Consider the following 21,746-nt stretch of genomic DNA (forward strand, 5'->3'; position numbering starts at 1 on the left):
TCACTCTCCCGCGGAACCGCTCAGCGCCGTCACCGCGTCCGCCCAGTACCGTCCGAGTTCGGCGACGGCGTCGGCGTCGAGGACGCCGGGCGGGTAGGAGACGTAGGCCGTGAGTTGCTGCCCCTCGCCGGTGTCGGTGACGACGGACTGCATGTCCAGCACCGCCTGCGCCGGCATGCGGTTGGCGGTGCCGGCCCCCAGATCGGGGGTGTCGAAGTCCGGGACCCAGCCGAGACCGCGGGCCTCGTCGGGGATCTCGGCGGCGTCGACGCGTCCGATGTAGTTGAACACGATCTGCGGTTCCGGGAACGCCCCCAGCACGGCCTTCGACTCGGGATCGAGGTACCGGAGCATGCCGTAGCCGATGCCGCGATCCGGTAACTGCGCCAACTGGTTTCGCACCACCGACACGGCCGTCGAGGCCGCCGCACCGCCGACGAAGGCGTCGTCGATGTCGATACCGGCGAGATCGAGCCGGGCCGGGTACATCGACGTGAACCAGCCGACGGTCCGGGACAGATCGGCCCCGGCCACCACCGATTCCTCGCGGCCGTGGCCCTCGAGGGTGACCACCGTGGCCGTCGCGTCGACGCCACGCGCACGCCGCCAGCGGGTGACCGCCAGTGCGAGCGCCGCCCCGAGCACGTCCCGGACGTCGCCGCCGAGCTGTGTCGGCGTCGCCGCCAGCAGTCGCTCGGTCGCCGCCACCGGCACCGTGAACTGCGTCCGCGTCACCGTGTCCGCCCGGTCCACCGTCAGGTCGAGGGCCCGCGAGCCCAGCAACGGATCGGGCCCGTCGACCTGGCGGCGCCACACGTCGAGTTCGGCCCGCACCTGCGGGGTCCGCGCCGCCTCGACCTGGCCGAGCGCCCACTCCCGCAGCGAGGTTCCGACCGGCGCGAGCTGCGCCGTCTCCCCCGCCGCGATCTGCATGCCCGCGGTCACGAAGTCCGGCACCAGGATCCGCCACGACACCGAATCCACCACCAGGTGGTGCGGGACGACCAGCAGGCGTCCGGGCACCGCCGGGTCTGCGGGATCGAACCACACGAACTCGACCATCGCACCGGCCTGCGGATCCAGCCGGTCCAGGGCGCCCGTGAACTCCGGTGCCGCGACGGCCGCGAAACCGTCGGTGCCGGGTGCGGCGTCGGCCGCGAGCGGTACGTGTCGCACCAGGGCGTCCACGTCCACCGTGCCGGCGGCCGCGATCTCGAGGACCTGTTCGTCGCCGAGCACGAGGGTCGAGCGCAGCACGTCGTGCGTGTCGACGACCGCGGAGATCGTGGCGACCACCTGGTCGCGGCCGATCCCGGCGGGCAGCGTCAGCATCATCGGCATGACGAAACGGTTCCAGTCGCCGCCCCGCTCGAGCATCTTGTGCACGACGGGCGCCACCGGTGCCGGTCCGACGGCCTCGACCAAGTGCCCCGTACCGGTCCCGGTCGCGGAATCCACGACCGCCGCGAGCGCAGCCACCGTGCGCTGCTCGAACACGTCTCGCGCCGTGAACCGGATGCCCGCGGCGCGGGCCCGGGTGACCAGGGCGATCGAGACGATGGAGTCGCCCCCGATGTCGAAGAACGAGTCGTCGGCACCGACCTGCTCGACCCCGAGGACCTCGGCGAACAGGGCGGCCAGCGCCTTCTCGGTCGCCGTGCCCGGCGCCCGGTACTGCGCGGTGGACGCGAACTCCGGTGCCGGCAGGGCGCGGCGGTCGAGTTTGCCGCTCGCGCCCAGCGGCAGCGCGTCGAGGACCGCCGTCGCATCCGGAACCATGTACTCGGGCAGTTCCTGTGACGCCTCCGCGACCAGCGCGGCGACGTCGACGGTACGTCCCGTCTCGGCCACCACGTACGCGGCGAGGCGGGAGCCCCGCTCGGTCTCGTGGACGATCACCGCGGCCTGCGCCACGGTCTCGTGGCCGCGCAGCACCTCCTCGATCTCCCCGAGTTCGATGCGCAGGCCGTTGACCTTCACCTGGAAGTCGGTGCGTCCCAGGAATTCCAGCGAGCCGGCAGTCCCGTCCCCTTGCCACCGCACCAGGTCACCGGTGCGATAGAGGCGAGAACCGCTGGGGCCGAACGGGTTCGCGACGAACCGTTCCGCCGTCAGGTCGGCTCGTCCCTGGTAGCCGCGGGCCAGCTGGTCACCGGACAGGTACAGCTCTCCCGGCACACCGACGGCCACCGGGCGCAGGGCCGAGTCCAGGACGTAGGCGCGGGTGTTCCACACCGGCGTGCCGATCGCCGCGATCGCGGACGTGCCACCGCCGTCGACGGTCTGCGCGACGCTGTTGATCGTCACCTCGGTGGGCCCGTACAGGTTCACCAGCGACGCCGAGCCGAGTGCGGCGACACGGGCCGCCGTCGTCTCCGGCAGCGGCTCGCCGCCGGCGAACACCCACCGCAGCGACGCGGTCCGCGCCGGATCGGTGGCGGCGACATCGAGGAACAGATCCAGCACCGACGGCACGAACTGCACGATCGTGACCTGTTCGGCGGCGACGGCGTCGACCATCGCCTCCGGGTCCTTGTGCGCGTCCGGGCCGGGCACGACGAGCGTGGCACCCACCGTGAGCGGCAGGAACAGCTCCCACACGGAGGCGTCGAACGTGAACGTCGTCTTCTGCAGCAGCACGTCCGACGCGTCGACGCCGTACTGCTCCCGCATCCATGCCAGCTGGTGCGCCAGTGCGCCGTGGCTGATCGCGACGCCCTTCGGCCGTCCCGTCGACCCCGATGTGAACAGCACGTACGCCAGGTGTTCCGGGCGCAGCGGTGCCCGGCGGTCGGTGTCGGTGAGCGGGGTGTCGGCATACCCGGACAGGTCCAGGGCGTCGACGTCGAACACCGGTACGTCCAGGTCCAGGTTCGCCGCATCGGCGACCGTGGTGAGCACGCACACCGGGGCGGCGGTCTCGACGACGTGGCAGATCCGCTCCTCCGGATGTTCCGGATCGAGCGGCACGTACGCGCCGCCGGCCACCTGGATCGCGTGCAGTGCGATCACCTGGGTGAGGCTGCGGCGCACCGCGACACCGACGACGGTGTCCGGTCCGACACCGGACGCCACGAGGTGCCGGGCCAGGCGGTTGACCCGCGCGGTGAACTCGGCGTACGTGAGCCGTTCGCTGCCGGCGACGACGGCCGTCGCGTCCGGGGTGGCCGCTGCGCGGTCCGCCACCAGGTGCGGGGTCGTGGTGACCGGCACCGTGTGCGCGGTGTCGTTCCACGTCTCCAGCACCAGGGTGCGTTCGGTGGCGGTGAGCAGGTCGACGTCGCCGACCGGCTGCTGCGGTGCCCGTGCGACGTGCGCGAGAGCGCCCTGCAGGCGGGCCGCGAGACCGGTGTCGCCGGCGCCGACGAGCTGCGGCAGCCCCTTGACGGTGAGCCGCAGCCGGGTGCTGCCCTCGGCGGTGACGGTGACCGGGTAGTGGGTGCGGTCCTCGCCCTCGCCGCCGACGATGCGCATACCGTCGATCTCGACGCCCTCGCCGGCCGTGGCGACCGGGTAGGACTCGAACACCACGAGGCTGTCGAACAGTTGCCCCAGTCCGGCGTCCTGCTGGATGTCACCGAGCCCGATGTAGTGGTGGTCGAGCAGTTCGGTCTGTTCCCGCTGGATGCGGCGCAACAGATCCCGCAGCGACTCCCGTGCGGACAGCCGCACCCGCACCGGCAGCGTGTTGATGAACATGCCGACCATCGACTCGACACCCGGCAGGTCACCCGGACGGCCCGAGACGGTGGCACCGAACACGACGTCGTCGCTGTCGGTCTGCCGGGCCAGCACGATCGACCAGGCGAGCTGCACGATCGTGTTGAGGGTGACGCCCTCGTCGCGGGCCAGACGCTGCAGTTCCGTGGTGGCCTGCTCGTCCAGTTCGACGACGTCCGTGGCGATCTCGACGGAGACGTCGTCACCGGTGGCGGTTCCCGCCGACAGCAGGGTCGGCGTGTCCAGTCCGGCGAGCGCCCGCTGCCACGTGGCGCGGGACGCACCGGTGTCGCGGCGGGCCAGCCAGCCCAGGTAGTCCCCGAACGAGCGGACCGGCGGCAGGTGGGTGGCGTCGCCGGACGCCGCGTACAGCACCACGAGTTCCTGGACGAGCAGCGGCAGCGACCAGCCGTCGAGCAGGATGTGGTGGTTGGTGACGACCAGGTCGTAGCGGTCCGCCCCGACCCGCACGAGGGCGAATCGGATGAGCGGCGGCGTCGCCAGATCGAATCCGGCGGCGGTCTCGGCGGCCAGGACCGCGGCGCGGTCCTGTTCGACATCGGCGGCGGCGTGCACGTCGTGTTCCGACCACGGCGCCTGCACACCGTCGACCACCAGCTGCACCGGACGGCCGTCGCCGGACGTCACGAACGCGGTCCGCAGGTTGGCGTGCCGGTCCAGGAAGGCCTGTGCGGCACGGTGCATCCGGGAGGCGTCCACGGTGCCCTGCAGCTTCAGGACCACCTGCGGCGTGTACACGTCGACGGTGTCCTCGGCGTACAGCGCGTGGAACACGAATCCGGCCTGCAGCGGCGAGACCGGCCACACGGTGGCCAGCCCCGGGTACGTGGTCTCCCACGTGTCGAGGTCGCCCTGTGTGACGTCGGCGAGCACGTCGGACGGGGTCAGCCCGCCCGCCGCCGCGGAACTCGCGTGCGCGGCGAGGGACGCGACCGCGTCCCGCCACAGCTGTGCCAGTTCGGTGACCTCGGCGGCCGTCAGCAGCTCGCGCGGGAACGCGAACGCCGCCCGCAGCTGCGGACCCTTGGCGGTCTCGTCGACGCTGACGTTGATCTCGAGCGCCGACGCGGCCGCCAGATCGACGTCCAGGTCCCCGGTGACGGTTTCCGCGGCCGGCATCCAGCCGTGTGCGCGCATCTCGTCGGTGAGGGTGTCGGTGCCGAACCGGCCCAGGTAGTTGAAGCTGATCTGCGGGGTCGGCAGTGCCGCGAGGACCGCGGCGCTCTCGTCGTCGAGGTAGCGCAGCATGCCGTAGCCGATGCCGTGGTCGGGCACCGCGAGCAGCTGCTCCTTGACGGCCTTGACGGCTCGTCCGGCGGCGGCGCCGGACGCGAACGCGTCGTCGACGTCGATACCGGCCAGGTCCAGGCGTACCGGGTACAGGCTGGTGAACCAGCCGACGGTGCGGCCCAGTTCGGCGCCCGGCACCGCGTGCTCCTCGCGGCCGTGGCCCTCGAGGTTCACCAGCACCGAGTCGGCGGTGGTGCCGCGACGGCGACGCCACTGCGTGACCGCGAGCGCGAGACCGGTGAGCAGGCCGTCGTTGACGCCGCCGCGGAACGCCTCGGGCACCGCGGTGAGCAGTGCGTCGGTGGCGTCCGCCGGGACCGTGACCTCGACGCGTTCGAGGTCGGTGAGCCGGTCGCGGGTCGGGTCGAGCGGCCGGGACGCGAGCTGTGGGTCGTCGCCGGAGACCAGCGCGGTCCACGTGTCGAGCTCACCGCGGCGCTGCGCGGCCTGTTCGGCAAGGCCGTGGGCCCAGCGCCGGAAAGACGTTCCGGCGTCGGGCAGCGTCACCGTGGACGCCCCGGCCGACACCTGTCCCCATGCGGCCATGAGGTCGGGCACGATGATGCGCCACGACACGCCGTCGACGACGAGGTGATGGGCCATCACGAGCAGGCGTCCGGGCCCGCCCGCTGCGGGTGCGAACCACACGAACTCCACGGCCCGGCCCGACGCGAGGTCGAGACGCTGTGCAGCCGCAGCGAATTCGCGGGCGGCGAGCTCGGTGAACGCGTCCGTGCCGAAGCCGACCGACACGTCCACACGGTGCACTGCAGCGTCGACGTCCACGTCGGGCAGGACGTCGAGCGTCCAGTCGCCGTCGATGCGGCGCAGCCGCGACCGCAGCGCGTCGTGGTGGCCGACGACCGCGCGCAGCGTCGCGACCAGGCGGTCGCGGTCGATGCCGTCGGGCAGGGTCAGCAGTGCCGGCATCGCGAACCGGTCGAGGCTGCCGTCCCGGTCGAGGATCCACCGCACGATCGGGGTGAGCGGCACGTCACCGACTCCGCCGCCGGGCAGTTCGTCGAGCGTCTCGGCGCCGGACGTCGACGTCGTGGCGATCTCGGCGAGCGCGGCAACGGTCTTGCGTTCGAACACGTCCCGCGTCCCGAACGACAGACCGGCTTCCTTGGCGCGGGCGACGAGCTGGATGGAGACGATGGAGTCGCCGCCGAGCGCGAAGAACGAGTCGTGCACGCCGACGGTGTCGAGGCCGAGGACGTCGGCGAACACGGTCGCGAGCCGGGTCTCGAGCTCGGTGCGCGGCGCGACGACGTCCTTGACCAGGGCCGAGAAGTCGGGCTCCGGCAGGGCGCGGCGGTCGAGCTTGCCGGCCGGGGTCAGCGGGATCTCGTCGAGGACGGTGACGGCGGCGGGCACCATGTACTCGGGCAGCGTCTCGGCGACGAACGCCGCGAGCCCCGCCGGGTCCGGGCTGGTGCCGGGCACCGGGCGGACGTAGGCGACGAGGACGGTGTTGCCCGCGCTGCCCTGCTGCCCGATCGTGGCGACGTAGTCGACGTCCGGGTGGGCCGCGAATGCCGCATCGATCTCGCCGAGTTCGATACGCAGGCCGCGGATCTTCACCTGGAAGTCGGTGCGGCCCACATACTCGAGCTGACGGTCGTCGGTCCAGCGCACCAGGTCGCCGGTGCGGTACATGCGGGAACCGGTGTCGCCGAAGGGGTTCGCGACGAACCGCTCCGCGGTGAGCCCGTACCGGGCGTGGTAGCCGCGGGAGAGCCACGGGCCGGCGATGTACAGTTCGCCGTCCACGCCGGCCGGGACCGGGCGCAGCATCGCGTCGAGCACCAGCAGTTGCACGCCGCGCACCGGGCCGCCGATGTCGACTCCGATGCCGGGCTGCATGGGCCGGGACGCCGTGGTCCACACGGTCGCCTCGGTGGGGCCGTACAGGTTGAGCATGCGCCGGCCCGGCGCCCAGCGGTCCACCAGTTCCGGCGGGCACGCTTCACCGGCGACGATGAGCGTCCGCAGCGCGGGCAGGTCCCGGCCACCGAGCGAGGCGAGCACCGACGGCGTCATGAACGCCAGGTCGACACCGCGGGCGTCGAGCAGGTCGGCGAACTCGTCGCCGCCGTACACGCCGGGCGGGCACACCACGAGGGTGCCGCCGGCGGAGAACGCCGTCATCATCTCGAAGACGGACGCGTCGAAGCTCGGCGACGCCGCGTGCAGCACCCGGCTGCCGGGGCCGGAGCCGAGGACGTCGATCGTCTCGCGGGCCATGTCGGCGAGGCCACGGTGGGTGACCTCGACGCCCTTGGGCAGGCCCGTCGACCCCGACGTGTAGATCATGTACGCGGTGTTCGAGATCCGCAGCGGGGCGGTGCGGTCCGCGTCGGTGACCGGGGCATCGGATGCGGCCGCCGTCTCGGCGGCCACAGCGGCACTGTCGAGTTCGATCCAGGACACGATGTCGCCCAACGACTCCCGCGAGGCGGCGACGGTGACACCGAACAGGGCACCGGAGTCGCGGAGCATGTGCTCGATGCGGTCGGCCGGGTAGGTGGGGTCGACCGGCACGTACGCGGCACCGGTCTTGGCGACCGCCCACACCGCCGTCACCGATTCCAGTGATCGGGACATACCCAGTGCGACAACGGTTTCCGGCCCGGCACCGCGGGCGGTCAACAGTCGGGCGAGCCGGTTGGAGCGGGCGTCGAGCTCGGCGTAGGTGACCTCGCCGTCGACGGTGACCAGCGCCACCGTGTCGGGGTGGGCCGCCGCCGTGGCCGCCAGCAGGTCCGGCAGCAGCGCCGGCTCCCCGGCCGCTGCGCCGGTGACCGGGGTCAGCTCGGCGAGCTGCCCGGCACCGAGCACGTCGACGGATGCGACGGTGCGGTCGGCGTCGGAGACCAGGGTCTCGATCGCGGCCAGGTACTGGCCCAGCACGACCGCGGCCTGCTCGTCGGAGACGACGTCGGTGCGGTACTTGAGGGTCGCCTTCAGCGTGGCGTCCATGCTGACGGACACACCGAGCGGGTAGTGCACCGAGTCCTCGCCGCGGGCACCGCGCACGAACATGCCGTCGATGCTGGTGTCGCGGTCCACACCGGTGTCCTCGACGGGGTACGACTCGAACACCGTGATGGTGTCGAACAGTTCGCCGGTGCCGGAGGTCTGCTGGATCTCGGCGAGACCGAGGTAGTGGTGGTCCATGAGGGCCGCCTGCTCGGCCTGCAGCCGGTCCAGCAGTGCGCCGAGGGATTCCCCGGCCGTGAGCCGCACCCGCACGGGGACGGTGTTCACGAACAGGCCGATCATCTGGTCGACGCCCGCGAGCTGCGGCGGCCGACCCGACACGGTGGTGCCGAACACGACGTCGTCGCGTCCGGTGTAGCGGGCGATCACCAGCGCCCACGCCGCCTGGATCACGGTGTTGACGGTGACGCCACGGTCCCGCGCGGCGCGCTGCAGGGCGGCCGTCGCGTCCGCCGACAGCTCCGCCGGAAGATCGCGGGGCAGGGCGCCGATGGACTCGGCACCCCGGCCGGGTGCGAACAGGGTGGGGCCGTCGACGTCGGCGAGGGCACGGGCCCACGCCTGCCGGGACACGGCCGGATCCTGCTGCGCGAGCCACGCGAGGTAGTCGCGGTAGCGGCGCGGACGCGGCAGGTGCGTGTCGTCGCCGCCGGTCGCGTACAGCGTGATCAGGTCGTTGATCAGCAGCGGCGTCGACCAGCCGTCGAGCAGGATGTGGTGCGTCGTGGTGACGAGTTCGACGCGGTCGGTGTACCGGACGAACAGGAACCGCAGCAGCGGCGGACGCGTCATGTCGAACGCGGTGGTGCGCTGGGCGCGCATCGCGTCCCGCACCTGCTCGTCGCGCTGTGCCGGGTCGGTGTCGCGGACGTCGAGTTCGGCGAAGTCCACCTCGACGCGATCGACGATCACCTGGGTGGGGATGCCACTCGCGGCGTATGTGAACCCGGCCCGCAGGTTCGGATGCCGGTCCAGCAGCGCCTGCGCGGCGGCCCGCATCCGGTCGGCGTCGACGACACCGGCCAGTTCCAGAGTGAACTGGACGGTGTACACGTCCAGGGCCGCACCCGCGTGCACGGAGTGGAACAGCAGACCGGACTGCAGCGGGGACAGCGACCACACGTCGGACAGTCCCGGCAGCGCGGCCTCGAGGCCGTCGACGTCGGCACCGGTCAGCGCCACCAGCGGGAAGTCCGACGGGGTGAAGCCACCGGCGTCGGGACCGGTTGCGTGCGTGGCGATCCCGGTGAGCGCCGCGACCCACAGGTCGGCGATCGCCCGCACCTGGTCGGCGCCGAGCAGGGTGGTCGGGAAGTTCCACCGGGCCCGCAGCGCGGGACCGTCCACGCCGACGAGCGTGACCGCACCGATGTCGAGGGCGGCGACGGGCATGTCGGCGTCGAACGTGCCGAGCAGGTCGCCGGCGTCGGACACCGGCACCCAACCGTGCTCGCCGAACTGCTCGGCGAGATCGCCACCGGTCGAGCGACCCAGGTAGTTGAACAGGATCTGCCGCGGCGCCGCCACGGCGTCCACGGCATCCGCCGCCAGGTGCCGCAGCATGCCGTAGCCGAGACCGCTGTCCGGGATCGCGTGCAGCTGTTCCTTGACTGCCTTGATCGCGGCCCCGGCGGCGGGGCCACCGGCGAAGGCGTCGTCGAGGTCGATGCCGGCGAGGTCCAGCCGCACCGGGAAGAGGCTGGTGAACCAGCCGACGGTGCGGGAGACGTCGGCGCCGGGCAGCACCGATTCCTCGCGGCCGTGGCCCTCGAGGTCGAGCAGGGTCGAGGTGACGTCGACGCCGTGGTCGCGCCGCCAGCGGGTGACCGCGAGGGCGAGCGCCGCGAGCAGCACGTCGTTGGCGCCGCCGTGGTACGCCTCGGCGGCGGTGGTGAGCACGGCCTCGGTGACGTCGGGGGCGACGTCGACGGTGATGTGGTCGGTGGTGGCGAACACGTCCACGGCCGGGTCGAGGGCACGCTCCCCCAGCGCCGGGTCGGGTCCGTCGACGACGGCCCGCCAGTACGGCAGCTCGGCCGTCTTCGCGTCCGAGCCCGCCGTCTCGAGGGCGGCGTGCGCCCAGCGCCGGAAGGACGTGCCGACGGCGGGCAGGTTCACCGGCTGACCGACGGCCAGCTGGTGCCCGGCGACGGCGAGATCGGCGAGGATCGCCGACCACGACACCGCATCGACCGCGAGGTGGTGGATCACCAGCAGCAGCCGGCCGGTACCGGCGGCGGGGTCCGTGGGGTCGAACCACACGGCCTGTACGACGACACCGGACGCCGGATCGAACCGGTCACCGGCGGCGTCGAGGTGCTCGGCGACGAGCGCGGTGAACGCGTCGCTGCCGGGGATGTGTGCGGTGGGCACGTGCTGCACGAGCGCGTCCACACCGGGGTGCGGGGCGGCCGGGACGTCGTGGTACCAGCGGCCCGCGTCGTCGCGGCCGAACCTGGCCCGGAGCATGTCGTGGTGGTCGATCACGGCCGCGAGGGCGCCGACGACGACGTCGCGGCTCACCCCGGCGGGCACGGTCACGAGCCGCACCTGCGAGAAACGCCGGTACGAGCCGGGCCGCTCGGCGGTGTGCACCGCGATGGGCAGGGCCGGCACCCGGCCGACACCGCCACCGGGCAGTTCCTCGACGGTCTCGCCGCCGCCGACGGTCGCGATCTCGGCGAGCGCGGCGACGGTGCGACGCTCGAACACGTCCCGCGGCGTGAACTCGATACCGGCTCGCTTCGCCTGTGCCACAAGCTGAATGGAGACGATGGAGTCGCCGCCGAGCGCGAAGAACGAGTCCTCGACACCCACCCGGTCGCGGCCCAGGACGGACGCGAACAGGTCGGCGAGCGCCTGCTCGACGTCGGTGCGCGGTGCGACGTAGCGGTCTTCGTCGATCGTGAAGTCCGGCACCGGCAGGGCGCGGCGGTCGAGCTTGCCGCTCGGGTTCAGCGGCATCGCATCGAGGACGGTCACGTGGTCGGGAACCATGTACTCGGGCAGGGTGCGCGCGGCGGTGGCGCGCAGGGCGTCGACGTCGACGGTGGCGCCCGGTGCGGGCACGACGTAGCCGACGAGCCGCTGACCGAGCGCGGTGTCCTGCACCAGGACCGCGGACTGCGCGACGCTGCCGGCGGCGAGCAGGGCGGCCTCGATCTCACCGAGTTCGATCCGCAGGCCGCGCAGCTTCACCTGGAAGTCGGTGCGGCCCAGGTACACGATCGTCGGGCGACCGTCGGCGCCGAGCGTCCACGTCACCCGGTCGCCGGTGCGGTACATGCGCCCGCCGGCCGGGTCGAACGGGTCGGCGACGAACCGGTCGCCGGTCAGGTCGGGGCGGCCCACGTAACCGCGGGCCAGCTGGATGCCCGCGAGGTACAGCTCGCCGGGCACGCCGACGGGCACGGGCCGCAACCGGCCGTCGAGGACGTGGACACGGGTGTTCCACACCGGGACACCGATCGGGACGGTGTCGACGTCGGCGACGGTCACCTCGTGGTAGGTGACGTCGACGGACGCCTCGGTGGGCCCGTACAGGTTGTGCAACGCGGCATCGCTCAGGGCGCGGAACGCGGCCGCGGACTGCGGCGGCAGCGCCTCACCGGAGCAGAACACCTGCCGCAGCGACGGCACCGTCCCGGTGGGCACGACCCCCGTGAACGCCGACAGCATCGACGGCACGAAATGGGCACACGTCACCTGCTCCACCGAGATCAGGTCCGCGAGGTACAGCGGATCGGTGTGGCCGCCGGGACGGGCGATCACGAGCGACGCGCCGATCTGCAACGGCCAGAAGAACTCCCACACCGACACGTCGAACGTGGACGGTGTCTTCTGCACGACGACGTCGCCGGCGTCCATCGGGTACTCGGCCTGCATCCAGCGCAGCCGGTTGACGATGCCGGCGTGCGGCACCGCGACCCCCTTGGGGCGGCCCGTCGACCCGGACGTGTAGATCACGTAGGCGAGGTTGTCCGGGCGCAGTGGCGCGAGCCGGTCGGCGTCGGTGAGCGGGTGCTCGGCGCGGCCGGACACGTCGAGGATGTCGAGGTTCAGGACGGTCACGGAATCGGCGACCGCAACGGTGTCCTTGTCGCCGGTGGTGGTGAGCACGACGACGGGGGCCGCGGACTCGAGCACGTACGCGATGCGCTCTGCCGGATGGTCCGGGTCGATCGGCACGTAGGCGCCACCGGCCTTGACGATCGCGTACATGCCGACCATCAGTTCGAACGAGCGGCGCACGGCCAGCCCCACGAACGTGTCGGGGCCGACACCGGCGGCGACGAGTTCGCGGGCGAGCCGGTTGGCGCGGGCGTCGAACTCGCGGTAGGTGAGGGCCTCACCCTCGTAGCGCAGTGCGACCGCGTCGGGGGTGCGGCGCACCTGCTCGTCGAACACGTCGACGAGGGTCTGTGCGGCCACCGGGTGTGCGGTGTCGTTGACGGCGGCGAGCAGCGCCCGGTCGGCGTCGTCGAGCAGGTCGACGTCCCCGACCGCGGTGTCCGGGTCGGCGGTGACGGCGTCCAGGACGCGGGTGAACCGCTGCGCGAAACCGCGGATCGTGGGCTCGTCGAACAGGTCGGTCGCGTACGCGAACGTCGCGGCCAGGCCGCCGTCCGGGTCGGCGGCCAGGTTGAGCTGCAGATCGAACTTGACGGCGTCGAGGACGTCGTCGAACGACGCGACGGTCAGGCCGGGAAGCGTGAACTCGGCGCGCTCGTGGTTCTGCATCGACAGCATCACCTGGAACAGCGGCGACGACGCCGTCGACCGGGACGGGTCGAGGACCTCCACGAGCCGCTCGAACGGCACGTCGGCGTGGGTGAACGCGTCGGCGTCGTGGCGGCGCACGTCGGCGAGCAGGTCGGTGAACGTGGTCGCCGCCGTCACCTCGGTGCGCAGCACGAGGGTGTTGACGAACATGCCGACGAGGTCGTCGAGGGCGCGTTCGCCGCGGCCCGCGACGGGGGTGCCGATCGCGATGTCGTCGGTGTCGGACAGGCGCGCGAGGAGCACCGCGAACGCGGCGTGCAGCACCATGAACAGGGTGCTGCCGTTGTCGCGGGCCAGGGCCTCGGCGCGGGCCAGGACATCGGCGCCGACGGTGAAGTCGACGCGTGCGCCGGCCCCGGTCGACACGGCCGGGCGGGCGTGATCGGTGGGCAACTCCAGCAGGTCCGGCAGCCCGGCGAGGCGTTCGGTCCAGTAGCCGAGCTGGCGGGCCAGGATCGACTGCGGGTCGGCCTCGTCGCCGAGGACCTCGCGCTGCCACAGTGCGTAGTCGGCGTACTGCACGTCGAGCGGCACCCACGTGGGCGCCTGTCCGGCGGTGCGGGCCAGGTACGCGGTCATGACGTCGCGGGCGAGCGGGGCGGTGGATCCGCCGTCGGACGCGATGTGGTGCATGACGATCGCGAGCACGTACTCGTCGGTGTCGGCGATGCGGAAGCATGCGCCGCGCACCGGCAGGTCGGTCTGCACGTCGAAACCGGCGGTGACCAGGTCGACGAGGCGGGCGTGCAACACGGTCTCGTCGGCGACCGGGGTGACGGTGAGCGGCACGGCCCGGCCGTCGGCCGGCAGCACCGTCTGGTGCGGGACACCGTTCTCGTCGGCCGGGAACAGGGTACGCAGCACCTCGTGCCGGGTGACGACGTCACCGAGGGCCGCACCGAGCGCGTCGATGTCGAGGGTTCCGGTGAGCCGGATGACGAGCGGAATGTTGTAGGCGGCGGAGGTCGTGTCGAACTGGTTGAGGAACCAGATGCGTTTCTGCGCCTGCGACAACGGGATCCGGTCCGGGCGCGGCACGGGCCGCAGCTCGGGGCGGGCCTCGGTGGACGCGTCGGCCGACAGGGCGTCGACGGCGGCGGCGAACGCGGCGACGGTAGGCGACTCGAACAGGACCCGGACGCCGACGCGGCGGCCGACGATCCGGCCGATGCGGGCGACGACGCGGGTCGCGGTGAGCGAGTTGCCGCCGAGGGAGAACCAGTCGTCGTCGCGGCCGACACGGTCGAGGCCGAGGAGTTCGGCGAACGTGTCGGCGACGGCGGCCTCGGTGCCGGGTCGCGGCGCCTCGTAGTGCGTTGCGACGGTGGTGAACTCGGGTTCCGGCAGCCGGGCGCGGTCGAGTTTGCCGATCGCGGTGAGCGGCACCTCGTCGAGGACGAGGATGTGGGCGGGCACCATGTACGGCGGCAGGGTGCGGGACAGGGTGTCGCGCAGGGCGTCGACGTCGACGGTGTCGCCGGCGGCGGCCTTGACGTACGACACGAGCGCGGTCTGCCCGGCCGGGTCGTCGACGCCGGTGGTGACGGCGAAGTCGAGGTCACCGGCGGCGGTGAGGGCGGCGTCGATCTCGCCGAGTTCGACGCGCAGGCCGCGGACCTTCACCTGGAAGTCGGAGCGGCCCACGTACTCGATGTGGTGGCTGCCGGTGTCGTGGTCGTCGGTCCAGCGGACGACGTCGCCGGTGCGGTACATGCGGGAGCCGGGTTCGCCGTACGGGTTGGCGACGAACCGGGCCGCCGTCGTCGACGGCTGGTCGTGGTAGCCGCGGGTGACGGACGGTCCGGCGATGTACAGCTCACCGGGCACGCCGACGGGGACGGGCCGCAGCCGGGCGTCGAGGATAAGTGATTCGACGCCGCGCAGCGGGCCGCCGATCGTGACCGGCTGCCCCGGTGCGATGGGGTCGGTGATGGTGACGATGACGGTGGTCTCGGTGGGGCCGTAGGCGTTGCGGAAGGCGCGGCCGGGGGCCCACTTGGCGACCAGTTCGGGGGTGCACACGTCGCCGCCGACGATCACCGAACGGACGGTGTCGAGGCCGGTGGGGTCGACGGTCATGAGCGCGGTGGGCGTCATGACGATGTGGGTGACTGCTTCGTGTCGGGCGAGGTCGGCGAGTTCTTCGCCGCCGAACACGTCGACGGGGGCGATCACGAGGGTCGCGCCGGCGGTGAACGTCGCGAGCAGTTCACCGACGGAGGTGTCGAAGCTCGGGGATGCGACGTGCAGGAAGTGCGCGTCGGCGGTGACCTCGTAGTGGCTGCGCACCTGGTCGGCGAGGTTCGCCAGGCCGCGGTGCGGTACGACGACGCCCTTGGGGGTGCCGGTGGAGCCGGAGGTGTAGATCAGGTAGGCGGGGTCGTCGACGTGCAGCGGGCGGGCCCGGTCGGTGTCGGTGACGGCGTCGGCGGGCCGGGACGCGATGTCCGCGACGGTGGCGGGGTCGTCGAGGACGAGTGCCGCGGTGTCGGCGGGCAGCACCGAAAGATGCTGCGCCACCGTGAGGGTGAGCACGGCATCGGAGTCGGTGAGCATGCCGGCGATGCGGTCGGCGGGCAGCTTGGGGTCGATCGGCAGGTAGGCGCCGCCGGCCTTCGCGATCGCCCACACTCCGAGGATCGATTCGAGCGAGCGGGTGATCGCCAGGCCCACGTAGCGGCCGGGTGCGACTCCGCGTTCGATCAGTGTGCGCGCCAACCGGTTCGAGTGCTCGTCGAGCTCACGATAGGTACAGCTGTCCCCTGCGAACCGCAACGCGTCTCGTTCCGGGGACAGTGCGACACCGGTGGCCAGCAGTTCCGGCAGCGTCGCCTCGGGCAGCGACGGCAGACCCCGCACCGGGGCCAGTGCCGCCGTCTCGGCGTCGTCGAGGATCGCGATGTCGCCGACGACGACGTCCTCGTTGCGGGCGATCGCGGTCAGCACTCGGGTGAACCGCTCCGCGAACGTCGCGACGGTGGACTCGTCGAACAAGTCGGTGGCGTACGTGAACGATGCCGCGAACCCGTCGGCGCCGCCGTCCGCGGACCGCTCGGCGATCGAGAGCTGCAGGTCGAACTTGGCGGACTCGATGTCGGCCTCGACGACGCTCACCGACGTGCCGGGCAGCGTGATCTCGGGCACCGACGCGTCCTCGCCGTACGCGAGCGCCACCTGGAACAGCGGCTGGTGCGCGGTGGACCGCGGCACGTCCAACACCTCGACGAGGCGTTCGAACGGCACGTCCGCGTGGGCGAGGGCGTCGAACGTGCGCCCACGCACCTGCGCGAGCAGATCCGTGAAGCGGGCGTCCGGATGCACCTCGGTGCGCAGCACGAGCGTGTTGACGAACATGCCGACCAGGTCGTCGGTCTCGCGGCGGCCGCGGCCCGCGACGGGGATACCGATCGCGAGATCGTCGGTGCCGCTGAGTCGTTCGAGGAGCACCGCGAGCGCGGCGTGCACCACCATGAACAGCGACGCGCCGCGCCGGTGGGCCAGGTCGGCGAGCGCGCTGCGCACGTCCTCGTCGACCGTGAAGTGCAGGGTGCCGCCGCGCAGCGACTGCACCGACGGCCGTGGCCGGTCGGCGGGCAGGTCGAGCACCTCGGGCAGCCCGGTCAGAGTCTGCCGCCAGAAGTCGAGCTGGCGTGCGGCCTGCGACTGCGGGTCGCGCTCGTCGCCGAGCACGTTCCGCTGCCAGATCGCGAAGTCCGCGTACTGCACGGGAAGCGGCTCGAACACCGGCGGCTCACCCGCGGACCGGGCCGCGTACGCGAACACCATGTCCCGGAACAGCGGCGCCATCGACGCACCGTCGGCCGCGATGTGGTGGACGACGAGCGCCAGCACATGGTCGGCGATGTCGTCGGAACCGCCGGCGATGCGCACGAGCTCGGCGCGGACCGGGATCGACTCGGTGACGTCGAAACCGGCGGCGACGACCTCCTGCACCCGGGCGAACGCGTCCGCCTCCGAGCCGACGACGATGGGCTCCAGCGTGGGCGTGACGTCGTCGGCGTCCCGGATCGACTGGTACGGGCCGTCTTCCGTCTCCGGGAACACGGTGCGCAGCGCCTCGTGCCGGGCCAGGACGTCCCGCAGGGCCGCGTGCATCGCGGCGGCGTCGAGTGTGCCGCGCACTCGCAACACGAGCGGCAGGTTGTAGGCCGGCGACGACGTGTCGAACCGGTTGACGAACCACATGCGCTGCTGCGCGAGCGACAGCGGAATCCGGTCCGGGCGAGGACCGGCGACCAGTGGCACCGTCGCGTGCGCGGACGACGCCTCCCGTTCGAGGACGAGAGCCAGTTCCTCGACGGTGGGATTGTCGAAGATCGCGCGCACGGTCAGTTCGATACCGGAGGCCGCCTCGAGCCGCGCCTGGACGCGGGTCGCGCTGAGCGAGTTGCCGCCCAGATCCGCGAACGAGTCGGTGGCACCGATCCGGTCGATGCCGAGAACCTCCGCGAACACGTCCGCGACCAGTTCCTCACGCGCGGTCCGCGGCGCCACGAAGTCCGCGGCCTGCGCCGTGAAGTCGGGTTCCGGCAGCCGCTTGCGATCGACCTTGCCGTTCGGGTTGAGCGGCATCGCGTCGAGTGTCACCAGCAGGTCGGGCACCATGTGCGCGGGCAGGGATCCGCGCAGGTCCGCGAGCGCTGCGTCGACATCGACGCCCGCCGCGGGATCGGCCGGGACCACGTAGCCGACGAGCCGCTGCAGGCCGTCGGTCTCGTGGACCACGACGATCGACTGGTACACGTCGACGCGGCCGAGCAGCGCCGACTCGATCTCGCCGAGTTCGACGCGCAGGCCGCGGATCTTCACCTGGAAGTCGGTGCGGCCCAGAAATTCCAGGGTGCCGTCGGGCCGGGTGCGGACGAGGTCGCCGGTGCGGTACATCCGCAGCCCCGGCGCCGAGTACGGGTCGGCCGTGAACCGGGACGCGGTCAGGCTCGGCAGTCCGCCGTAGCCGCGGCCCACCTGGATGCCGCCGACGTACAGCTCACCGGTCACGCCCTTGGGGACGTGCCGCAACCGCGCGTCGAGGACGTACAGGGCGACGCCGTCGATCGGGGTGCCGGTGGGCACCCGCTGGTGCTGTGCGGCGTCGTCCGCGGTGATCTCGTAGCGGGCGACGACGTCGGACGCCTCGGTCGGGCCGTAGCTGTTGACGATCCGCACACCGCGCTGCAGCAGCGCGGTCAGCGGTGCGACGTTCACGGCCTCGCCACCGAGGTAGATCATCCGCAGCGACGCCAGCGCGTCGTCGGTGTCGAGGTCGACGAGCGCCTCGAACGCACTGGGTGCCATGTTGGTGACGTGCACGTCGTGGTCGGCGATCATCCGCAGGATCGCGTGCGGCTCGAAGCCGTCCGGCGCCAGGTACACCGTGCCACCGGTGGACAGCGGCCCCCACACGTTCTTCTGCGTCAGGTCGAAGCCTGGCGCGGACGTGACGAGAACACCGGTGCCGGAAGCAAGTTCGGCTTCCTTGCGGTACCACGCCAGCATGTTCGTGAAGCCGAGCATCGGTACCAGCGTCGGCTTGGGCCGTCCGGTGGAGCCGGACGTCGAGATCACGTACGCCAGCCGTTCCCCCGCCCCCGGCTGCGTCCACGGGTTCCCGCGGTCGACGACCGCAGCCCCGGCCAGGGCCGCTGCCGTCTCGGGGGTGTCGAGGACCAGCACGTCGACTCCGCTGTCGGCGGCGTCGGTCCAGCCGGTGGTGGACACGACGGCGCACGCACCGCTGTCCTCGATCATCGCCTGGATGCGGTCGAGCGGGTACGACGGATCGATCGGCGCGTACGCGGCGCCCACCTTCCACGTCGCCAGCAGGCCGACGATCCACTCGATCGAGCGCGGTACGACGAGCGCGACGACACGGTCCGGGCCGGCGTCGCGCTCGACGAGCAGGGCCGCCAGCCGGTTCGCGCGGTCGTCGAGTTCGGCGCGGGTCAGCTGCTCGTCCGCGGTCGCCACCGCGATCGCCGACGGGTCGGCGGCCACGTGGTCGTGCCAGTCCGCGAGCGGGTCGACGACCAGCGCCCGGGTGTCCCCCGCGACGTCGGCCTCGGCGATGACGTTCGCGAGCAGACCGGCGAAACGCTCCGCGAAGTCCTCTCCGGCGGCGCCGTCGAGCAGGCCCGGCAGCAACGTCGACAGCGCCACCGTCACGGCGGCCTCGGGGCCGACACCGACGGCGGCGAGCGTCGTCGCCAACTCCGTCGACTTGTCGTGCCACTGCCGGTAGGTGACGTCGGTGCCGTTGTGCGACAGCGCGATCCCGTCCGGGTTGACGGACGCGGCAGCATCCAGCAGTTCGGGCAACGGCTTGCCGGCCAGATCCGCGGCCACCGCGGAGTTGCTCAGCGACGAATCTCCCGACGCCGGCCTCGACGCAACCTCGGCCTCGGCTCGCTCGTCGTCCGAACGCAGGTCGATGTCCCACACCTGCACCGACGGGTCCGCCGTGACGGCCGCCAGGAGGCGCAGGAACCGGTCCGCGTACGCGGCGATCGTGGCCTCGTCGAACAGGTCCGCGGCGTAGTCGAACAGGATCCGGGTCCCGGTCTCGGTGTCCGAGCCCTGCTCGTCGATGCCGAGTGTGAGATCGAACTTCGGTGCGGTGTCCGGGGATTCGAGCGCCGATACGGTCAGCCCCGACAGTTCGAGGTGTGCGGCCTCGTTGTTCTGGAACGTCAGCATCACCTGCACGAGCGGTGCATGCGCGGCCGGACGGCGCGGCACCAGCCGGTCCACGAGTGTCGCGAACGGCAGATCCTGGTGCGCGAACGCCGCCAGGTCACCGTCGCGAACGGCCCCGAGCAGGTCGGCGAACGTCGCGTCCTGCGGCACCGCGGTGCGCAGCACCAGCGTGTTGACGAACATGCCGACCAGGTTGTCGAGGGCAGCGTCGCCGCGACCGCCGACGGGCGTGCCGACGGCGATGTCCTCGGTGCCGCTCATGCGGGCGAGCAGCGTCGCGAACACCGCGTGGGTGACCATGAACGCCGACGCCCCGTGTGCGCGGCCGAGTTCGTCGACCTCGGCCCACAGCTGCGGGTCGACGACGGCGTCGACCCGGCCCGGCTGCGGCACCCGTCCCGCGACACGCTGGTGGTCGAGCGGGAGGTCGAGCACGTCCGGGAGACCGGCCAGTTGCTCGGTCCAGTACGCGAGCTGCGTGCCGATCGCCGAATGTGTGTCGTCGACGGAACCGAGCACGCTGCGCTGCCACAGCGCGACATCGGCCATCTGCACCGGCAGCGGCGCCCACGCCGGGGACTGCCCCTGCGTGCGACCGTAGTACGCGGTGAACAGGTCCCGGGCCAGCGGCGCGATCGAACCACCGTCGGCGACGATGTGGTGCAGCACCACCAGCAGCACGTGCCGCACCGGCTCGCCGTCCCCGACGCGGTACAGGCTCGCCCGCACCGGCAGCTGCTTCGTGACGTCGAACCCGGCCGTACCGTCCGCGAACAGGGCTGCGGTCAGTGCGGATTCGTCGGCGACAGTCGTCACCGACAGTTCCAGATCGACATCTGCAACATCCCGCACCACCTGGTACGGGCCGTCCGGCGACGACGGGAACACCGTCCGCAACGCCTCGTGCCGGGTCACGACGTCGGCGAGCGCGCCCCGCAGCGCGTCGACGTCGAGATCACCGTCCAGGCGCAGCGCGAGCGGAATGTTGTAGGAGGCCGAACCCGGATCGACGCGGTTGGAGTACCACATCGGTTCCTGCGCGAGCGTCAGCGGAATCCGCTCCGGACGCGGCTGCGGGCGCAGCGGCGGCCGCGAACCGGTACCGGTCCCCTGCGCGTCGATGCGCTCGGCCAGACCGGATACGGTCGAGGCCCGGAAGATCTCCCCGACCGCGAGATCGATACCGAGCGCGGCACCGACCCGGGCCGCGACCCGGGTCGCGACGAGCGAGTTGCCGCCGAGCGCGAAGAAGTCGTCGTCCCGGCCGACCCGGTCGATGCCGAGCACGTCGGCGAACACCTCGGCCACGACCCGCTCGGTGGCCGTCTCGGCCTCCCGGTGCTCGGCGGTGAGTGCCGACAGGTCCGGTGCGGGCAGCGCGGCCCGGTCCAGCTTGCCGACCGGGGTGAGCGGCACGTCGTCGACGACGACGAGCGCGGTGGGCACCATGTAGCCGGGCAGCGACTCGCGGCAGTGCGCGAGCACCGCGGAAGGATCGATCACGGCGCCGGCGACCGCCTTCACGTGCGCGACGAGGACGGGGTCGCCGCCACCGGTCTTCGCGACCGACGACGCGGCGAAGTCCACCGACGGATGCGATCCGAGCACCTGGTCGATCTCGCCGAGCTCGATCCGGAAACCGCGGATCTTCACCTGGAAGTCGGAACGGCCCATGTATTCGAGATCCAGTGCGCCCGAATCGGTTCGGGTCCAACGGACCACGTCACCGGTGCGGTAGAGCCGCGAACCGGGCTCACCGAACGGGTTCGCGACGAAACGCGACGCGGTCAGACCGAACCGCTGGTGGTAGCCGCGGGCCACACTCGGGCCCGCCACGTACAGCTCACCCGGGGTCCCCACCGGAACGGGGTTCAGGTGCGCGTCGAGCACCACGAGGCTCGTGCCGCGGACCTGCCCGGACAGGGTCGGGTTGACCCCCGGCATCACCGGATCGGACAGCGTGACCGCGATCGTCGTCTCGGTGGGGCCGTACACGTTGACCATCGACCGGCCCGGCGCCCACTTCGCGGACAGGTCCGCGAACCACGCCTCGCCACCGACGAGCACGTGGGTGAGCGAATCGATACCGGTGGCATCGGCCGACGCGAGCGCCGACGGGGTGACGAAACCGTGCGTGACCTGCTGCGCGCGCAGGAAGTCGGAGAACTCCTCGCCGCCGTACAGGTCGGCCGGCGCGATCACCATCGTGGCCCCCG

At 72.2% G+C, this 21,746-nt stretch carries 1 protein-coding gene (only partly in view); it reads right to left on the reverse strand.

Annotation, left to right across the window (positions count from 1 at the left end; all coding sequences use genetic code 11):
* On the reverse strand, positions 1 to 21,746 hold the 3' portion of the coding sequence (locus tag Q5696_RS16675) for a non-ribosomal peptide synthase/polyketide synthase (RefSeq protein WP_305092377.1). The gene runs 13,513 nt beyond the window's last position; only the last 21,746 of its 35,259 coding nucleotides appear in the window; the start codon falls outside the window, past its right edge — the gene reads right to left on this strand; its stop codon occupies positions 1 to 3.

This window comes from Prescottella sp. R16 (assembly GCF_030656875.1).
In the GTDB taxonomy this organism is placed as follows: domain Bacteria; phylum Actinomycetota; class Actinomycetes; order Mycobacteriales; family Mycobacteriaceae; genus Prescottella.